The following is a 17,872-nucleotide window of genomic DNA, read 5'->3' as shown; positions in this document are numbered from 1 at the left end:
CGGATGCCGTCGACGCCACTGCCCGTAGTGCTGGCCACGCTGGCTCTGCGACGCAGACTCAAACAGCTCGCCGACCTTTTGGTGCCGCCTCAGATCGCGATGCTGGATCTCGGCGAAGGCGTCGGCGGTGTCCAGATCGCCGCAACCATCGCCGAACTCGGGATCGCCGATGTGCTCGCCGATGGGCCGAAGAGCGCGCACGAGATCGCCGCCCGAATTGACTGCGATGAAGACACCACTCACCGCCTGCTGCGCGGCGCGGTCGGATGCGGCCTTTGCACGATGGATCACCGCACGGGCGCGGTGAAGCTGACCCGCACCGGGGCGGTGCTGCGCAGCGACCATCCTTCTTCGCTGCGGGCGTGGATGCGCTACAAGGGGATGCGGTCGACCGTGGATGCATGGGGCGGCCTTGCCGCCAGTGTGCGAAGCGGCCGAAGCGCTTTCGAGCTCGTACACGGGATGTCGGTATGGGAGTGGTTCGCCGCCCATCCCGACGAGCAACGCTCTTCGCGTCGACGATGCGGCAAGCCACCGAGATCAGCGCCCGCGCCATCGCGCGGGTCTACCCGTGGCCGGACGGTGCTGTGGTGTGCGATGTCGCCGGCGGCATCGGCACGCTGCTGTCGGTGATCGTGGCGGAATCGCGCGCGAACCTGCGCGGGATATTGGTCGACAGTGCAGGGATGATCGCCGAAGCCGAAAGTTTCCTCGCCGAGCGCGGCCTGGCTGATCGCATCGACCGTGTCGAGGGCGACATCTTCGGCACCATCAGCGCCACCGCTGACGTCTATCTGCTCAAGGATGTGCTGCACGACTGGGACGACGAACGCTGCGCAGAGATTCTTGCCGCGGTGGCGGCGAGCATGCCCCGAGGGAGCAAGCTGGTGGTGGTCGAATACCTTCAGGAACCCAATCGCCCGAACCCGTTTTCGCCGCTTCTCGATCTGCACACGTTGACCCAACGAGACGGCGGACGTCTGCGTTCGCTCGCCGAATTGTCGGCCCTCCTCACCGGCGCCGGTCTGAGGCCGACCGGCCGGACGTTCTCGGTCGTCCCGCACGACCTCATCGAGGCCGAGAAGGCGTGAAGGGTGCAGCCCATATCGCTGGACCGACCGCCGAGTTAGACAGTCCTGCGCCCTTCGTGGTCGACGTATCGTCGAGGCCGTGGGCAAGACGATCGTCATCACGGGCGCGAGCGACGGGGTCGGGCGTGCTGCGGCCCAGGTGCTGGCTTCTCGTGGACACACGACGGTCATCGTCGGGCGATCCCGGGAGAAGACTGAGGCAGTAGCGGCCGAAGTCGGGGCACCGCATCACTGCTGTGATTTCGACAGTCTGGACGACGTCCGCGGTCTGGCGGCAGAGCTTTTGAACCGCTACGACAAGATCGATGTGCTGTGCAACAACGCCGGACTTCAACTCAGCGGCGCGCGTCAGCTGACCCGTGATGGTTACGAACGCACTCTCCAAGTGAATCACTTGGCGCCCGCTCTGCTCACACGTCTTCTCCTGGATCGTTTGATCGAATCCAAGGCGGCTGTGATCGCTACATCGAGCAGTGCCGCGCGTTTGGTGCAGCTGCACGTCGCTGATCTGAACGGGGAGAAGCGGTTTCGTCCATTGCATGCCTATTCGGAAACCAAGCTCGCGAATGTGTTGTTCACCCGCGAACTTCACCGCAGGTATCGATCGGCCGGGCTCGCCGCGGCATCCTTCGAACCGGGGTCGGTGGCGTCAAACTTCGCCAACGATTCGACGGCGGTCATGCGCGCCGTCTTCCACTCGCCCTTGCGGAAGCTCTTACGCACCCCCGAGCAGGGCGCAGACACCCTCGTATGGTTGGCGGACTCAGCCCCTGGTGTTGATTGGCCTTCGGGCGAGCACTTCCGCAAACGACGGGTCGCTAAGACGCACCGCGCCGCCGATGATGTAGAGCTACGAAAGGTGCTGTGGCAGCACACTTACGAAATGCTCGATAGGTCTCAGCGGTAGCTCCACGGTTCCACACGGAGATTTCGCACGGCCGCAAGGCCGTCCTCTCCCATGAAGTTAACGAGAGTCCCAAAAACGCCTGCTGATTGCGTGGTAGATGCGGCCGGCGGCGACATCGCGCTGCTGGCTCGCAGAGTCGAGGACAAGATCGGCCCGCCAAGCGCCGCCATTTCAGCGGCGAGCCGAACTGCCGCTCGCGCCGCGGCTCTGATACCCGCTCGCCGTGCTTCGAGTCTGGCCATACTCGCGCCCTAGGGTGGTCCGTCATGTGCTCTCGGGGAGCGTGGGCCAGGGCACGGGGATTGCTCGAGGGGTGGCGTTGCTCGCTTCGCGAGGTCCGCTACTCCGTTGAGCGGAAATAAGGTTCAACCGTGCCGTTGAGCTTGACGACCATGGGATTCCCGCGGCGATCCTTCGCGGTCGGGATTTCGGCACGCACCCAACCCTCGGCCACGTTGTATTCGTGAACGTTGGTCTTCTCAACGCCATTGAAGCGAATACCCACGTCGCGGCGAAGCACCTCTTCGTTGTAGAAGGCGCTGCGCGGATCGATGGAGAGGTGGTTCGGTGGAACGTCTGCTTTTGAATCTTCGGGCATGATGGCTCTCGTTTTATACGGCGTCAGGTGCTTGCGTTTCTCTGGCAAGGAATTTACGCGATCCAGCCGTACTGGGGTCCGCTGGATGGAATAGGTGACACTGGCAGGCCAAGCTGTCACCGGATCTTGCGGTAGACCCCGCGGGCAGTTAGCCGATAACACCCGAATATGTCTATCCCGACAGGTGTAGCTGATGCGCAACGGTAGCGGTGTCCTTCGTCCCCCAGCACTGCTCCGGCAGGTCCGCCTACTGCGTGCTACATCGCCCGCACGCGCCGATTCAGTCGCCCAAAGGTTGCACCAATACGCCCCGCACTACAACCGGATAGTCCTGGGTACCGCTCAGGTCAGCAATGTCGTGAGACCCGAGGCTCGTGATCTCGGCGACCTTGTCCCAGTAGACGTCGTTGGTCGCCAGGTCATGGAGCACTGAATCATCGAGGACGTTGGATATCCGATGCAGCCGCGATCTCCCTGGCGCATGGGTCCACATCATCGGCCCATCGAACCTGGTATTGGTGGCGACCGCAAATTGCTGATCGGACCAGTTCCGTTCTTTCAGAAGGCTTTTGACGTGGCCCCAGACCTCGACGGGAATGGTGTCTGTGCCTGGTCGTCGCACGCGTCCAAGCAGCTGAGCCACAACCTCCTTTGCTTTGACGCCCCGCTCGCCGTGAACTCCCACCTTGTTGAGGAAGGCGACCTGATTGGCGGCCCTGTCGATCGTCAGGTGCCAGCAATCACGGTAGCCTCCCTTGCTTGTTCGAGTGATCCTCCCTTGCACGCCTATGCGAAGAAGCAACTGCAATACATCATCGATCAGCCGGCGACTTGTGGACGCGTAGTACACCCTCCCCTGCGCGGTCTTCGAATCCCACCGCACCGACCCGTCGGTCGCCCAGAGATGACGTAGGAACAAGGCGACCTGCTCGTCCGGTAGTGCGAATACCGCAGCAGGAACAAACTTCTCGTAACTTCGTAAACCAAACAGGCCGAGAGTGTCCAACCACTCAGCGATCGGGTTTCGCTTGCCGCGAGCTAAGCGATACGGGGAAGGAAGGCGCAAGGTGGTAGCACGAGCTGCAGCGTAATCGTCGCGGATCGCCGTCACGCCGAAGTGCGCCGCTGCGATGGTAACCGCCATAAGGTTCGCCTCGTCGATGGACGCGTATCGGATCGGTTGCCGTTTCACGCAGGACCCATCACCGATCATGTGCGCCAATAAGATCACCTCGGAATCGTGCATGCGGGTGGTCTGCTCAGGCTGCGGGAGGCGACGTACTGCCGCGATCCTGTCGCCCACCGCCAATTCGGCTATCGGCGACCAACCTGTGAGCTTGCGAACAGACAGCGACGAACTGACTTCTAGAGCTCTCCCCGACGACAATCTGATGCTCGAGGCCTCACACCTGCCAGTTGAGATCGATCCACTCAGGCGCCGTTTGACGAGACGCATCCTTTCATCGACTGACCACAGGATCGATCTTTCCCCCGTATACACAAGCTCTTCCAGGGGAGTGTCATAGCCGTTATCCGCCCTTGTCACCCGCAATTGCAGATCCCATGGTCGGTCCCCGGCCCCACTGGCACAACCGGATTCGGCATCCCCATCGACAGCTGGCATGAATCGAAGCTACCTCGGCCCACCGACAGCTTCCGCCAGCGCGCTTAGCCTCTTACGAACAGTGTTGGACCCTTGGAACACCAGTAGCACGCGTGGCGGGCGGGGATCGTAATGGCGGTGTCGGCCAGGTTTATTGCTTGGCCATGTTGGCGAATCGCGACAAATGCAGTTGGTGCGCAACGGTAATCGTCTTCGTGGGGCCGTTACGGTGCTTGCCGAGGATCAGGTCCGCCTCGCCACCACGCGGGTCGTCACGCTCGAACGCATCCGGCCTGTGCAGAAGGATGACCATATCCGCATCCTGTTCCAGGCTGCCCGACTCGCGAAGATCCGACACCATCGGCTTCTTGTCCGTGCGCTGTTCCGGTCCACGGTTCAGCTGGCTGATCGCCACCACCGGAACGTCGAGTTCCTTGGCCATCAGCTTGAGGCTTCGCGAGAAGTCCGACACTTCCTGCTGGCGCGATTCGTACTTCTTGCCCGATGTCATCAGCTGCATGTAGTCGACGACGATCAGCCGCAAGCCGGCCTTCTGACTCAGCCGCCGCGCCTTCGCACGGATCTCCATCATCGTCAGATTCGGCGAGTCATCGATAAACAACGGGGCTTCGCTGATCTCGCTCATCCGGCGGGCCAGCCGCGTCCAGTCGTCGTCACTCATCCGGCCCGATCGCATATCGGCCAGCTTAATTTTCGCCTCGGCCGACAACAGCCGCATCACGATCTCGGACTTGCTCATCTCCAGCGAGAAGATGACGCTGGGCATCTGGTGCTTGATTGAGCAGGACCGCATGAAATCCAAACCGAGCGTTGACTTCCCGACACCCGGCCGCGCCGCGATGATGATCATCTGCCCCGGATGCAGGCCGTTGGTCACCTCGTCGAGTTCGACGAAGCCCGTCGGCACACCGCGCGCGATGCCGCCCTGCGATGCGATCGCGTCGATCTCGTCCATCGTCGGCTGCAGCAGTTCTTCCAGCGGCACGAAGTCCTCGGCCGTGCGCCGCTCGGTGACGTCGTAGATCTCCGACTGCGCGCGGTCGACGATCTCGTTGACGTCGGCGCCCTCGGCCCCCGCGTAGCCGTACTGGACGACACGCGTGCCCGCCTCGACCAGCCGCCGCAGCAGCGCCTTCTCCGCGACGATGCCTGCATAGAACCCGGCATTTGCGGCCGTCGGCACCGTCGAGATCAACGTGTGCAGATACGGCGCCCCGCCGATGCGGCGCAGCAGCCCGCGCCGGTCCAGCTCGGCGGCCACCGTCACCGCATCGGCCGGCTCACCGCGGCCGTAGAGGTCGAGGATCGCGTCGTAGACGTTCTGGTGCGCAGGACGGTAGAAGTCCCCCGGGCGCAGCTTCTCGAGCACGTCGGCGATGGCGTCCTTGCTCAGCAGCATCCCGCCGAGCACCGCCTGCTCGGCAGCCTGGTCCTGAGGGGGCTGACGCCCGAAGTCCTCGCTCGGCGGCGGGGTGTCCATCCCGTGATGACCAAGGTCGTCCACGACGGCCACGTAGCGCGTCACCCCCTTTATTCACTATCGAACGCAAGTTCGATACCCGCTAATCGCGACTGTAAGCCAGACATCCGACAAACCGCTTTCGCGGCTCTGGATCCGCCCCGCCGACGGCTTACGCTAGACGTTGCTGGCGGGGGCGCAACCCGGCCCTGTTCATAGACCTGTGGATGGGGTGTGGATAGGTCTGGACAGCCATGTTGAGTCGTTGGGGAGAACCTGTTAATCAACCACTTCGCTCACTGCATCTGCGCAGATAGCCGCACCATAAACCGTCTGCGATCTTGTGGATGACAAATGCCTCGGCGTGTCGTGTCAGGTTGCCGACTCGGGCGTGTTGTATTGCCGCCAGGGACCGTCCAGGTTAACGGCGGGTTATCTTCGCTACGGCTATCCGCCGCGCGAAGTTCGCTCGCGCACACAGCAACGGCCGGGTGAAGATCGATCACGTCTTCACCCGGCCGTATTTGACGCTGTGGTTACTGCCCGGCTACAACTTCCAGCGAAACCGTCGCGGCAATCTCCGGATGGAGCCGAACCGCGACCGGATGCGTGCCCGTCGACTTGATGTGTGCCTTGGGCAACTGGACGGTGCGCTTGTCCAGATTCGGGCCGCCGGCGCTCTTGATCGCCGCGACCACGTCGGCCGTCGTCACCGAGCCGAACAGCTTGCCGCTGTCGGACGCCGCCTTCACCGACAGCTGCACCGGACCGAGGTTCTCGATCGCGGCCTTCAACTCGACGGCGTGCTCGCGGCCCTGGATGGCCTTCTGCTCGCGGGCCCGACGAATCTCTTCGGCCTGGCGCTCCGCGCCGCGCGATGCAACGACCGCCAGCCGGCGGGGCACCAGGTAGTTACGCGCGTAGCCGTCTTTGACCTCGACGATGTCGCCCTGGACGCCGAGATGTTCGACGTCGGCGGTGAGAATCAGTTTCATCTTTCCGTCCTGCCTATCGCGTCGACGAGGTGAACGGCAGCAGCGCAACCTCGCGCGCATTCTTCACCGCGATCGCGATGTCACGCTGGTGCTGAACACAATTGCCGGTGACGCGGCGGGCACGGATCTTGCCGCGCTCGCTGATGTACGTGCGCAGCAGCGCCGTGTCCTTGTAATCGATGGTCTGCCCCTTCTTGGAGCAGAACACGCACTTGCGGGTCTTGACCGGCTTCTCGGGAGCCGGCCGACGCTTGGTGGCCTTGGCCATGTGTCTTTCTCTTTCTTACTTCTTGATTGATCAGTTGGGGATCAGAAGGGTGGCTCGTCGTCGGCTCCGGAGAACGAGCCCGACGCCGGGGCGCTGCCCCACGGGTCGTCCTTCGGCTGCTCGGCAGGCCGCGAACCTCCGCCGCCGCCACCACCGAAACCGCCGCCACCGCCGCCACTGCGGCTGGCCTTGTTCACCTTGGCGGTCGCGTACCGCAGCGACGGGCCGATCTCATCGACCTCGAGCTCGACCACGGTGCGCTTCTCACCCTCGCGGGTCTCGAACGAACGCTGCTTGAGCCTGCCCTGCACGATCACCCGCGAACCGCGAGTGAGGCTTTCGGCCACGTTCTCGGCGGCCTCGCGCCAGATGTTGCAGCGCAGGAACAGTGCCTCGCCGTCCTTCCACTCCCCGCTCTGGCGGTCGTAGATGCGCGGTGTCGACGCCACGGTGAAGTTGGCGACGGCAGCACCCGACGGCGTGAAGCGCAGTTCGGGATCGGCAGTCAGGTTTCCGACGACGGTGATGATGGTGTCACCAGCCACGATGTCCTCCTGGGATTGGCGGTGTAAGTCTGGGAGCGGTCGCAGGCGAGCCTACGGAAGCACTCCGACGCTTACAGCCCGTTCTTCGGGACTAGTGCTTGTCCGTCCGCATGACCTTGGTCCGCAGCACGGACTCGTTCAGGTTGAGCTGACGGTCCAGCTCGGTCACGGTGGCGGGCTCTGCCTTCACGTCGACGACGGCGTAGATGCCCTCGGCGTGCTTGGCGATCTCGTATGCCAACCGGCGCCGGCCCCAGATGTCGACCTTGTCGACACTGCCGCCGTCCTTGCGGATGACGTTGAGGAACGTTTCCAGCGACGGAGCTACGGTGCGCTCGTCAAGGGTGGGGTCGAGAATGACCATGATTTCGTATGGACGCATGAAGACCTCATCACCTCCTACGGTCTGATCGGCCACGGACTGTCCGTGGCAGGAGGGTCGCCTGCGTCGGCAACCGGCCCAGGCTACAGGAAACCGCGCTGATCTGCGAAATCGTCCTGTTCGCGGCTCTACACTTCGGCCATGTTCTCCGAGACGCGTTACGCGTTGAACGGGGACCTGCGCGTCGCCTACCGGGCGTCGGCGCCCGGCGAGCGCGACATCGTCTTCGTGCCCAACTGGTTCACCTGTTGCGAATTGGCGCCCGAGCTGCCCTCGCTTCAAGGGTGGGTTGCGGCTGTCACGTCACTAGGACGGCTCATCTTCTTCGATCAGCCGGGTGCGGGAGCGTCAGACCCCATCACCCCGGAGGCGCTTCCGACATTGGAGCAGTGGTCCGACAGCATCACCGCCGTCCTCGACGACCTCGGAAGCGAGGAGGCGGTCCTGCTGGCCGCCGACGGCGCATTCGCGTCCGCCGCTCTCTTCGCCGCAACGCATCCGTCCCGGACAGCCGCGCTGGTGGTGCTTCAGGGTTATGCCGATCCACCTGTGGAACGCGCGGAGGGGCCAGACCTCGAGCAAGTCAAAGCGGCCTGGGTCGCGATGTGGGGAACCGGAGAGTTCCAGCACATCATCAATCCGGACATGCCATGGAACGAGGAGATCCGCGCGTCGTGGGCACGGCACGAACGGCTGGCGGCCAGCCCGGCGACGGTGTCGTTGCTCTTGCCGCTCGTGACCGAATTGGATGTGCGAGCGATCCTTTCGAGCATCCGCACTCCCACGCTGGTCGTCCAACATGGCGGCGACCAATTCAATTTGCCTCAGTGGGGGAAGGCCGTCGCGGACCATGCACCCGAAGCGCAATACGTTGAGCTGCCGGGCCGCAACATGTACCAGTTCGTCGAGCCCTGGCGTGAGTCCTTCCAGGCGATATGCGAGTTCCTCACCGGACACCAACCCGACGTGGCCGACGACCGCGTGCTGGCCACCGTGCTCTTCACCGACATCGTCGGCTCCACCCGTCGCGCCGCCGAGATCGGCGACCGCGACTGGCACGCGTTGCTCGACGCTCACGACGCCGTCGTCCGCGCACAGTTGGCCCGCTTCCGCGGCCGCGAGGTGAACACCTCCGGTGACGGCTTTCTCGCCATGTTCGACGGCCCGCAACGAGCGATCCGCTGTGCCATGGCCATTCGCGACTCCGTCCAGGCGCTCGGCATCGAGATACGCGCCGGGCTGCACACCGGCGAATGCGAGGTCCGCGGCGACGATATCGGCGGCATCGGCGTGCACATCGGTGCACGGGTCAGCGCCCTCGCCGGTGCCAACGAGGTACTCGTGTCGAGTACATTGCGCGACTTGGTCATCGGCTCCGGCCTGACGTTCGACGACCGCGGCACCCACGAACTCAAAGGCGTACCCGGCGAATGGCGGCTCTTCGCCGTCGCCTGCTAGCCACCGATTGTGAATGTGGCTGCGCTTTCAGGCAGTTTCGCGCAGGCGGATTCACAATCGAGGTGGGGCGGGTGTTGAGCGGCGGGCCGCCTACCTCGACACTGCGGTCAGATCGCGGTCTTTCGTAGCTTCGCGATCTGTGCGCAGTCTCGACCCGTCCGGTCGCAGCCAGTCCGGTAGCCACCGCGGCGGCGCGTCTGGCGCACGGTCGAACACCCCGCCCGCCGGGTCGTCGACCACTCCGCGAGCCCGGACCAGGTCAAGTTCGGGCCGATAGATTTGACGAACCACCAACGCGCACAACGCGACCACCGCGATATCGCGCAGCAGCACGGTGATGGTGAACGGCTGTTCCGGCAATCCCATGTTCGCCTCACCGTAGAGGTACAACATCCGCGGCACCCACACCAGCGCGTCGATCGTCATCCACGCCAACAGGATGCGACGGTGCGGCAGGGCCAGCACCGCCAGCGGCACCAGCCACAGCGAGAACTGCGGACTCCACACCTTGTTGGTCAACAGGAACGCCGCGACGACCAGAAACGCCAACTGTGCCACGCGCGGCCGGCGCTTCGCGGTCAGCGCGATGTAACCGATTGCGATGCAACAGGACACGAACAGGATCGCCGAGACCGTGTTGGTCACCGTCGGTGGCTGCCAGAAGCCCAGATCCGGATCGAACCCGCGCCACCCGGTGAACGACTTGATGACGTTGTAGATCGAGTCCATGTCGTCGCCGCGGCGGGTGTTGAGCCGGAAGAACTCCGACCACCCCCGCGGGAACAGCACCATGATCGGCAGGTTGACCACCAGCCACGCCGCCACCGCCGCCGCGGCCGTCTTGCCGACCTCCCGCAGCTTCCCGGTGCGCACCGCCAGCACCGCCAGCGGTGCCAACAACAGCAGCGGATACAGCTTGGCCGCCACACCCAGACCGATCAGCGCCCCCGCCAGCACCGGCTTTCGTCGCGCCCACGCGAGCAGCGCGCCCGTCGCGAAAGCCGTTGCCAGCGCATCGAAATTCGTGAAGATCTGGAAGATCACCAGCGGCGAGGCCGCCACCAACGCGGCATCCCATACCCGTCGCGGCCCGGCCAATCGCGACGTCGCCCACACCGTGACCAGCCACGCCAACGCCAGACCCAACGCCGCGATGTTGAAGAACATCACCACCTCGGCGATCACCGGCATCGACACCAGTTTCGTCAGCGCGGTATAGGTCTTGGCCAACGACATCGCCACGTACTGGTAGATGCCGGTCAACACCGGATACTCCATGTAGCGCACCGCGATGTTGCCGTCGTACTGAATGTGCGGCTGGCCGGTGGCGTCCTTCTCGATCCAGCTGGACTTGTACGGGAACTTACCGAGGTTGAGCAGTTCGGCGGTGTAGAGCGGAACCGTGTCGGAGTAGCACAGTTGGAAGTACGCCCGCTGGTTGCTCCAATCGGCCACCCGCTGATCGGCGGTGCCCGTGCCCGTGGTCTGAAGGCACGCGGCCTTCGTCGAATAACCGAGCGCCAGGAACACCAACGCGATGATCAGCATGACGCGCAACGGGGTCAGAAACCGCTGCCTGCCGATCAGCGCGTGCCTGCCGACGGGTCCGCCGATGACATCGGACAGCGCGGACCCGATGACGTCGGTGCGGCTGGGGAGATCACGCTCGTCGAAGCTTCTGGTGTCGGCCGCCGGCCGAGCCGGCGATACCACCTCAGCGAGCCCCGCAGGCGACACAGCTTGCGCCGCGGCCGTCGACGGCTCGCCGCTTTCCTCGCCCCCCACCTCGGTCACGGAGGCGGTAGCGGCGCACCGGGCGCCGGGGGTGCTCCAACGGGTGCGGGCGGCGGCGCTCCGAAGGGTGCCGGTGCCGGCGCGGGAACCCCGGGAGCGGGTACAGGACCGCCGGGGACGGTGCCACCGGGCGGCGGAGCGACCGGGACCGTCGTCGGCGGACCCCACGGAATCGTGATGCCCGGCGCCACTTCGATTGTCGGCTGGATGACGGTCTGCGACGGCGATGTGACCTCCGTCGGAGGAGCCGTCGTCGACGGTGGCGGCGGAGCCTGCGGAACACCCGCGTAGCCACCGATCTCCTCGGGCTTGGGGAACGATTCGTTGTCGGTGTCCTCCAGCGCGCCGTCCATCGTCGCCTTCCAGATGTCCGACGGCAAACCCGACCCGTAAATCGGTGAACCCCACTGGTTCTCGAGCGGCTTGGTGCCCTCGGTGGTGCCGACCCACACCGCGGTGGACAGCGACGGCGTGTAGCCGACCATCCAGGCGTCGCGGTTGCTGTCGGTGTCGCCGAGCTGGTTGGTGCCCGTCTTGGCCGCCGACGGCCGACCGCCGGCCAGCGCATGACCGTTGGAGTAGGCCGCGATCGGCTGCATCGCCGAGGTCACGTTGTCGGCGACCTTCTTCTCGATCCGCTGCTCACCCGAGTTGTCCTGCTGCGAAGCGTCGAACAGCACCTCACCCTCGGAGTTGACGACCTTCTGCACGAAGTGCGGTTTGTGGTAGACCCCGGATGCCGCCAGCGTGGCGTACGCCGACGCCATGTCGATCACCCGGGACTGGTACTGGCCCAACACGATTCCGTTGTTCGGCGGACCGCCCTGCCCGTCCTCGGACAGCGTGTGCTCGACGCCGGGGAAGCTTTCGGCGATACCGGCCTGATGCGCAGCGTCGGCGACGTCCTGGGGGCCGTTCTTCAGCTTGAGCATCAGCCGGTAGTAGCTGGTGTTCAGCGAACGCTTCAGCGCCTCGGCGATGTTGCACGTGCCGCAGCCGCCACCCTCGACGTTGGTGATCTTGATGCCGTTGACTTCCAGCGGCGAACTGTCGACCTGGGTGCCCAGGCCCATCCCCTGCTGCAGCGCCGCGACCAACGCGAACACCTTGAACGACGACCCGGTCGGCAGGCCCGCCTGCGCGAAGTCGAAACCGTTGGCGTCGGTGCCGCCGTAGTACGCCTTCACCCCACCGGTGCGTGGGTCGATCGACACGATCGCGGTGCGCATGTCCGGGTCCTGGCCCTCGAGGTACTCCGCGGCGGCCTCCTCCGCGGCCTGCTGCGCCTTCGGGTCGATCGTCGTGGTGATCTGCAGGCCCTCGGTGTTCAGCGTCTGCTCGTTGATGTCGAACAGCTCGAGCAGTTCCTTCTGCACCTGCCGCTCGATCAGGCCGTTCGGCCCCGTGGTCTGGTTCTGCGAGCGCGCCAGGTCGGGCGGCACCGTCGCCGGGAACACCTGCGCGGCCCGCTCCTCGGGGGTCAGCGCGCCGATCTCGACCATCCCGTCGAGCACCCAGTTCCAGCGCGCCGTGGCGCCCTCGAGGTTGACCGCGGGGTCAAGCGCCGACGGTCGCTGGATCAGCGCGGCCAGCAGCGCGCCCTCTGCGACGTTGAGTTCTTCGACCGGCTTGTTGAAGTACGCCTTCGACGCCGCGGCGATGCCGTAGGACCCTCGACCGAAGTAGATGATGTTCAGATATGACTGCATCACTTGGTCTTTGGACCATTCGCCGGACATCTTCGTCGAGATGACCAGCTCCTTGGCTTTTCGGATCAGGCCCCCGACGCCGGAGCGCTCGGAACCGACCAGCGCGTTCTTGACGTACTGCTGAGTGATGGTCGAGCCGCCCTGCAGGTCGCCGCCGAACAGGTTGTTCTTGATGGCCCGCGCGAACCCGGTGAACGAGAAGCCTGGATTCGAGTAGAAGTCTCGGTCCTCGGCGGCCATCACCGCGTTGCGCGCCTGCACCGGGATCTGGTCGATGTTGACGTCGACGCGGTTGCCTTCGGGGGGAACGATTTTCGCGAGCTCACTGCCGTCGCTGGCCAGAATCGTCGACACCTGGTTGGTGCGGATGTCCCCCGGTTTGGGGACGTCGACGATCATGTACGCCATTCCGAACGTGATGAGCGGCAGCACGATGAACACCGCCGCCGCGATGAGCGCGCCGCGACGCACCCACGTCCAGTTGACCTGGCTGGGCAGACCTCGCCGCGGACCCGACGGACCGCTCGGAGGCCCGCCCCCGCCGGGCGGCCGGGGCGGCGGCGGTGGTGGCGTCGGCGGTTTGCGTGTCGGAGTGCCGTCGAGCGCCGCCTTGACGACGTCGACGGGGTCGCGCAGATGGGGCGGTCGAGCCTCGCGCACCGGCGGCAGCACCGAGGTGTGCCGGTCGTCGGGCGGCACCGGCCGGGTGCGGGAATCCGCCGACGGGCGGTGTTGGGATTGGCCGGCCGGCGGGCGCTGTTGCGGCGCGTCGGGCGCTGATCGGTGTTGCGGTGCCTCGGGGGCCGGGCGGTGTCGGCCGGCGTCACCGGCGTTGGGTTTCGGCGCGCTCACGCCATCAGCCCCGTGTCCTGAACGGACTTCGTTGACTGACCGGTCGTGGCGCCCTTCGCTATTCACTGGCCGTGCGCGCCCGTGAGCGCGCGGTTCGAGTGCCGGGTTTTCCCTTCGGTGGCGGGACCGCGCCGAGCACGTACGACTTGACCAGGTGATTCCAGCTGCAGGTGCGGCATACCTCCACCACGTGTACGGAGAATTCGTCGTATCGGGACGCCAGCAGGACCAACTCCTCGGCCGTTCGTGCGGAACCCGATACCGGGCCAAGATGGTCACCGAATACCCACGACACCAGGGTGAGCTGTTCTTTCCGACAAATCGGACACGTCACTGAACTGGGCTTGCCGTGGAATTTGGCGGCGCGCAGCAGGTAGGGATTGGCGTCGCAGACCTCGGAGACGCCGGTGCGTCCCGAATAGACCTCGGCCAGCAGGGACCGTCGCCGAAGTGCGTAGTCCACCACCTGTCGCTGCAATCGCACGAGGACCAGAGTACGTCGGCGATGGACCTACCGGAGCGTGACGGCACGGTCACGCCCCTCTCTAAGGTGTTTGATCTGGACCGACGGCACCAGCAATCGGCCGTGTGCGGCGACCTTGAGGAGACTCGATGTTGGACGGGCGCGACTTCGCCCTCGACGGCGGGCCCGCCGGTGAAGGCGCGAGCCGATTCACCCGCGACCTTCCCGAACAGTGGTGCTTCGACGGTCGTGCCTTCGGCGGCTACACCTCCGCACTGGCGCTGGCCGCGATGTTCGCGCACAGCGGTCGGCCGGCGGCGGCGTCGCTGTCGGTGACCTTCGTCGAGGCCGGGGCGCCCGGACCGCTGCAGATCGACGTCCGCAGCATCCGCGGCGGACGCACCGCCGCGGCCGTCGAGGCCACCATCCGCCAGCGGGAACGCACCATCCTCATCGCGAACAGCTGGTTCGCCGACGGTTGGCTCGGCCCGCCGTCGGTCGACGCACCCGTCCCCTTCGAGCGCTACGCCGTCCCGCTGCCGGCACCGGAGTCGGCGCCCGCGCTGGACTGGATCGGCCAGGAGTACCGGCCGCTGCGATTCGCCCATCGCCGCGGCCTGGACTATCCGCCGAGCCTCACCCGCTTCGCGGACCGTCGCCCGGAGGTGGCGCTGTGGGTGAGCGCCGACACCGATTCCCGTACCGACCCGCTCAGCCACCCCCAGATCAGCGACGTCCTGCACGCCGACGCCCACCTGTTCGATGCGCCGGGCAAGGTCAGCGGATTCGTCGACGCATGGCTACTGAGCCTGGACCTCAGCCTGGTGTGGCAGCCCGGCGCACACCTGGTCCCGTCCACGGCGTGGCGGCTGCTCGAGGCGCGGGGCTCGGTCGCCAGCGGCGGCGTCTCGGCCTACGGCTCGCTGCGCGGTGCGGACGGATCGCTGCTGGCCGTGATGACTTCCCAGGGCCTCATCCGCTGAGTACTTCTACGATCATCGGCGTGGCAACCCGGCAGACATCGGCAACGCGGGCCAAAGACAGCGACCGCAACGACACGTGCCAGATCCTCGACAGCGCCTTGGCCGAGGGCCAGCTGTCGATGACCGAACACGGCGAGCGGGTCAAGGCGGCGACGACCGCGACCACGCTCGGCGAGTTGCAGGCGCTGGTGTCCGATCTGCAGACCAACAACGCCCCCGTGCAGCTGCCGACGTTGCGCAAGCCGCGAACGCTGCCCATGGCGGGGAACGGCTGGGGTCTGCGTCTCGCGGTGGCCGGCGTGCTGGTGGTGCTCGGCATCGCGATCGGCTGGGGGTTGTACGGCAACACCCCGTCGCCGTTGAATTTCACGTCGGATCCCGGGGCGAAGTCCGACGGCATCACCCCGGTGGTGCTGACCCCGCCCAAGCATCTGCACTCGCTCGGCGGGCTGACGGGTCTGCTCGAACAGATGAAACAGCGGTTCGGCGACACCAACGGATACCGCCTGATCGTCTACCCGGACTACGCATCGCTGACCCGGCCGGACCCCGCCGAGGAGCGCCGCGAGCTGAACTACACCTACCGCGGCGGCTGGGACGATCCCTCGTCGACCTCGAAGAGCAGCAGTGCCGTCGAGGTCGACCTGAGCAAGTTCGACGCCAAGGCGGTCGTCGGCGTCCTGCGCGGCGCCCCGGAGACGCTCGGCATGAAGCCCGAGGACGTCACCAGCACGTATCTGTCCATCGACCCGGCCTCCGATCCGACCACCCCCGGCGCGCTGTCGGTCGATGTCTACGTGTCCAGCGATTACGGCAGCGGGTACATCGAGCTGGCCGGTGACGGCACGGTCAAGCAGATCAACTACCCCGGCTGAGGCCCAGTCGTTCGCGCGACGGTAACCCAACATTCGCGCCGAATATATCGGCGCGATACTATGGTGCGAGGTGTCGAAACGCCGTAACGGACGAGCTGCGATTTCTGGAGGGGGTGTCCTCGGTGCTGGAATTGGCCATCCTGGGACTCCTGCTGGAATCGCCGATGCACGGTTACGAACTTCGCAAGAGATTGACGGGCTTGCTCGGCGCCTTCCGCGCATTTTCGTACGGATCGTTGTATCCGGCCTTGCGGCGCATGCAGAACGACGGGCTGATCGTCGAGGACGCTGCACCGGACGGCACCCCGAAGATGCGCCGGGCGCGACGCGTCTACCAGCTCACCGAGAAGGGCAAGCAGCGCTTCTCCGAACTGGTGGCCGACACGGGCCCACAGAACTTCTCCGACGACGGATTCGGTGTCCATCTCGCCTTCTTCAACCGCACCCCGGCCGAGGCCCGGATGCGGATCCTGGAGGGGCGTCGTCGTCAGGTGGAGGAACGCCGCGAGGGTCTGCGTGAAGCCGTTGCGCGGGCCAGCAGCTCGATCGACAGGTACACCCGCCAGCTTCATCAGCTGGGGTTGGAGTCGAGCGAGCGCGAGGTGAAGTGGCTCAACGAGTTGATTGCGGCGGAACGTCTGAGCCAGGGGCGCTCAGACAACACAGTGCAGCCCTAGGCAGAACCGAACCAGCTACGACCGGGATTACGAAGGGAAGAGTCGTCATGTCATCCAACGGAGAGGTGCGGGTCGCGATTGTCGGCGTGGGCAACTGCGCGTCGTCGCTCGTACAGGGCGTGCAGTACTACCACGATGCCGACGAGACGGCCACCGTGCCCGGCCTGATGCATGTGCGCCTCGGCCCCTACCACGTGCGCGACGTCAAGTTCGTCGCCGCCTTCGACGTCGACGCCAAGAAGGTCGGCTTCGATCTGTCCGAGGCGATCTTCGCGTCGGAGAACAACACCATCAAGATCGCCGACGTGCCGCCGCTCAACGTCACCGTCCAGCGCGGACCGACGCTCGACGGCATCGGCAAGTACTACGCCGACACCATCGAGGTGTCCGACTCCGACCCGGTCGACGTCGTCAAGGCGCTCAAGGACGCCGAGGTCGACGTCCTGGTGTCCTACCTTCCGGTCGGTTCGGACGAGGCCGACAAGTTCTACGCCCAGTGCGCGATCGACGCCGGTGTGGCGTTCGTCAACGCGCTGCCGGTGTTCATCGCGTCGGACCCGGAGTGGGCGAAGAAGTTCACCGACGCCGGCGTCCCGATCGTCGGCGACGACATCAAGAGCCAGATCGGCGCGACGATCACCCACCGCGTGATGGCCAAGCTGTTCGAGGACCGCGGCGTGCAACTCGACCGCACCATGCAGCTCAACGTCGGCGGCAACATGGACTTCCTCAACATGCTCGAGCGCGAGCGGCTGGAGTCGAAGAAGATCTCCAAGACCCAGGCCGTGACCTCCAACCTGCAGCGCGAGTTCAAGACCAAAGACGTGCACATCGGCCCGTCCGATCACGTCGGCTGGCTCGACGACCGCAAGTGGGCCTACGTCCGGCTCGAGGGCCGCGCGTTCGGTGACGTGCCGCTGAACCTGGAGTACAAGCTCGAGGTGTGGGATTCGCCGAACTCGGCCGGTGTCATCATCGACGCGGTGCGGGCGGCCAAGATCGCGCTCGATCGCGGCATCGGCGGCCCCGTCGAGGCGGCCTCGGCCTACCTGATGAAGAGCCCGCCCAAGCAGCTGCCCGACGATGTCGCCCGGGCGCAGCTCGAAACCTTCATCGAGGGCTGACTCTCACTGCTCGCCGAAACCGACGTTTTGGTCGATTCGTCGCAGTACGGACCGCCATTACGTCGGTC

Annotated in this window: 18 protein-coding genes; 8 read left to right on the top strand and 10 right to left on the bottom strand. The window is 65.5% G+C overall.

What is annotated here, in order from left to right:
- The first annotated feature begins 3 nt into the window (after window positions 1-3).
- The 3 genes from RMCN_RS31020 (at window position 4) to RMCN_RS10335 (ending at window position 1,998) form a co-directional block, all read left to right on the top strand.
- Window positions 4-633, top strand: a complete 630-nt coding sequence (locus RMCN_RS31020; RefSeq protein WP_165604430.1) for a methyltransferase family protein — start codon at window positions 4-6, stop codon at window positions 631-633.
- Window positions 522-1,091 carry a methyltransferase gene (locus RMCN_RS10340; RefSeq protein ID WP_165604429.1) on the top strand — a complete coding sequence of 190 codons (570 nt, stop codon included), beginning with the start codon at window positions 522-524 and terminating at the stop codon, window positions 1,089-1,091. Before RMCN_RS31020 ends, RMCN_RS10340 begins: the two co-directional genes overlap by 112 nt.
- Window positions 1,092-1,170: 79 nt before the next feature.
- Complete coding sequence (locus RMCN_RS10335; protein WP_064414579.1) at window positions 1,171-1,998, top strand: SDR family NAD(P)-dependent oxidoreductase; 828 nt, start codon at window positions 1,171-1,173, stop codon at window positions 1,996-1,998.
- Window positions 1,999-2,338: 340 nt separating this feature from the next.
- Here the strand turns inward: RMCN_RS10335 and RMCN_RS10330 are convergent, their stop codons facing one another.
- The 7 genes from RMCN_RS10330 to rpsF form a co-directional block, all read right to left on the bottom strand.
- A complete protein-coding gene (locus RMCN_RS10330; RefSeq protein ID WP_067388885.1) occupies window positions 2,339-2,596 on the bottom strand; it encodes a DUF3297 family protein in 258 nt (85 codons plus the stop codon).
- Window positions 2,597-2,876: 280 nt separating this feature from the next.
- The gene (locus RMCN_RS10325; protein ID WP_084377330.1) at window positions 2,877-4,220 is read right to left on the bottom strand and encodes an LAGLIDADG family homing endonuclease; all 1,344 of its coding nucleotides are present in this window, start codon (window positions 4,218-4,220) and stop codon (window positions 2,877-2,879) included.
- A 130-nt stretch (window positions 4,221-4,350) separates the two neighbouring features.
- Window positions 4,351-5,733, bottom strand: a complete 1,383-nt coding sequence (gene dnaB / locus RMCN_RS10320) for a replicative DNA helicase (protein ID WP_067388974.1) — start codon at window positions 5,731-5,733, stop codon at window positions 4,351-4,353.
- A 482-nt stretch (window positions 5,734-6,215) separates the two neighbouring features.
- Window positions 6,216-6,674: a 50S ribosomal protein L9 gene (gene rplI / locus RMCN_RS10315; RefSeq protein WP_064346100.1), complete on the bottom strand. Its 459-nt coding sequence runs from the start codon at window positions 6,672-6,674 to the stop codon at window positions 6,216-6,218.
- Window positions 6,675-6,687: 13 nt separating this feature from the next.
- Window positions 6,688-6,942 carry a 30S ribosomal protein S18 gene (gene rpsR / locus RMCN_RS10310; protein WP_064402259.1) on the bottom strand — a complete coding sequence of 85 codons (255 nt, stop codon included), beginning with the start codon at window positions 6,940-6,942 and terminating at the stop codon, window positions 6,688-6,690.
- A 41-nt stretch (window positions 6,943-6,983) separates the two neighbouring features.
- Window positions 6,984-7,487 (bottom strand): single-stranded DNA-binding protein, encoded by a 504-nt coding sequence (locus RMCN_RS10305; RefSeq protein WP_064346102.1) that lies wholly within the window; start codon window positions 7,485-7,487, stop codon window positions 6,984-6,986.
- A 91-nt stretch (window positions 7,488-7,578) separates the two neighbouring features.
- On the bottom strand, window positions 7,579-7,869 hold the full coding sequence (gene rpsF / locus RMCN_RS10300) for a 30S ribosomal protein S6 (protein WP_014818429.1): 291 nt from the start codon (window positions 7,867-7,869) through the stop codon (window positions 7,579-7,581).
- A gap of 141 nt (window positions 7,870-8,010) precedes the next feature.
- Here rpsF and RMCN_RS10295 point away from each other — a divergent pair, with 141 nt between their 5' ends.
- Window positions 8,011-9,327 (top strand): adenylate/guanylate cyclase domain-containing protein, encoded by a 1,317-nt coding sequence (locus tag RMCN_RS10295; protein ID WP_067388881.1) that lies wholly within the window; start codon window positions 8,011-8,013, stop codon window positions 9,325-9,327.
- Window positions 9,328-9,417: 90 nt separating this feature from the next.
- On the opposite strand, the gene RMCN_RS10290 is transcribed toward RMCN_RS10295, so the two are convergent.
- The 3 genes from RMCN_RS10290 to RMCN_RS10280 form a co-directional block, all read right to left on the bottom strand.
- Window positions 9,418-11,064, bottom strand: a complete 1,647-nt coding sequence (locus RMCN_RS10290) for a glycosyltransferase family 87 protein (RefSeq protein ID WP_084377346.1) — start codon at window positions 11,062-11,064, stop codon at window positions 9,418-9,420.
- Window positions 11,065-11,117: 53 nt separating this feature from the next.
- Window positions 11,118-13,529, bottom strand: coding sequence for a transglycosylase domain-containing protein (locus RMCN_RS10285; RefSeq protein WP_067388972.1), 2,412 nt, complete (start codon window positions 13,527-13,529; stop codon window positions 11,118-11,120).
- Between the two features lie 211 nt (window positions 13,530-13,740).
- Window positions 13,741-14,166 (bottom strand): DUF5318 domain-containing protein, encoded by a 426-nt coding sequence (locus RMCN_RS10280; protein WP_064346105.1) that lies wholly within the window; start codon window positions 14,164-14,166, stop codon window positions 13,741-13,743.
- 128 nt (window positions 14,167-14,294) lie between these two features.
- Between RMCN_RS10280 and RMCN_RS10275 the strand changes: the two genes are divergently transcribed.
- The 4 genes from RMCN_RS10275 (at window position 14,295) to RMCN_RS10260 (ending at window position 17,804) form a co-directional block, all read left to right on the top strand.
- On the top strand, window positions 14,295-15,128 hold the full coding sequence (locus RMCN_RS10275) for a thioesterase family protein (RefSeq protein ID WP_067388879.1): 834 nt from the start codon (window positions 14,295-14,297) through the stop codon (window positions 15,126-15,128).
- 20 nt (window positions 15,129-15,148) lie between these two features.
- A complete protein-coding gene (locus RMCN_RS10270) occupies window positions 15,149-16,003 on the top strand; it encodes a DUF1707 SHOCT-like domain-containing protein (RefSeq protein ID WP_084377326.1) in 855 nt (284 codons plus the stop codon).
- Window positions 16,004-16,125: 122 nt separating this feature from the next.
- Window positions 16,126-16,680: a PadR family transcriptional regulator gene (locus RMCN_RS10265; protein WP_064346166.1), complete on the top strand. Its 555-nt coding sequence runs from the start codon at window positions 16,126-16,128 to the stop codon at window positions 16,678-16,680.
- Between the two features lie 47 nt (window positions 16,681-16,727).
- On the top strand, window positions 16,728-17,804 hold the full coding sequence (locus RMCN_RS10260; RefSeq protein ID WP_064346107.1) for an inositol-3-phosphate synthase: 1,077 nt from the start codon (window positions 16,728-16,730) through the stop codon (window positions 17,802-17,804).
- Window positions 17,805-17,872 lie beyond the last annotated feature (68 nt).

The sequence above is a fragment of the Mycolicibacterium novocastrense genome (assembly GCF_001570485.1).
Lineage (GTDB): Bacteria > Actinomycetota > Actinomycetes > Mycobacteriales > Mycobacteriaceae > Mycobacterium > Mycobacterium novocastrense.
The sequence above is the reverse complement of the archived record's forward strand: the minus strand, read 5'-3'. Positions and strand labels throughout refer to the sequence as shown.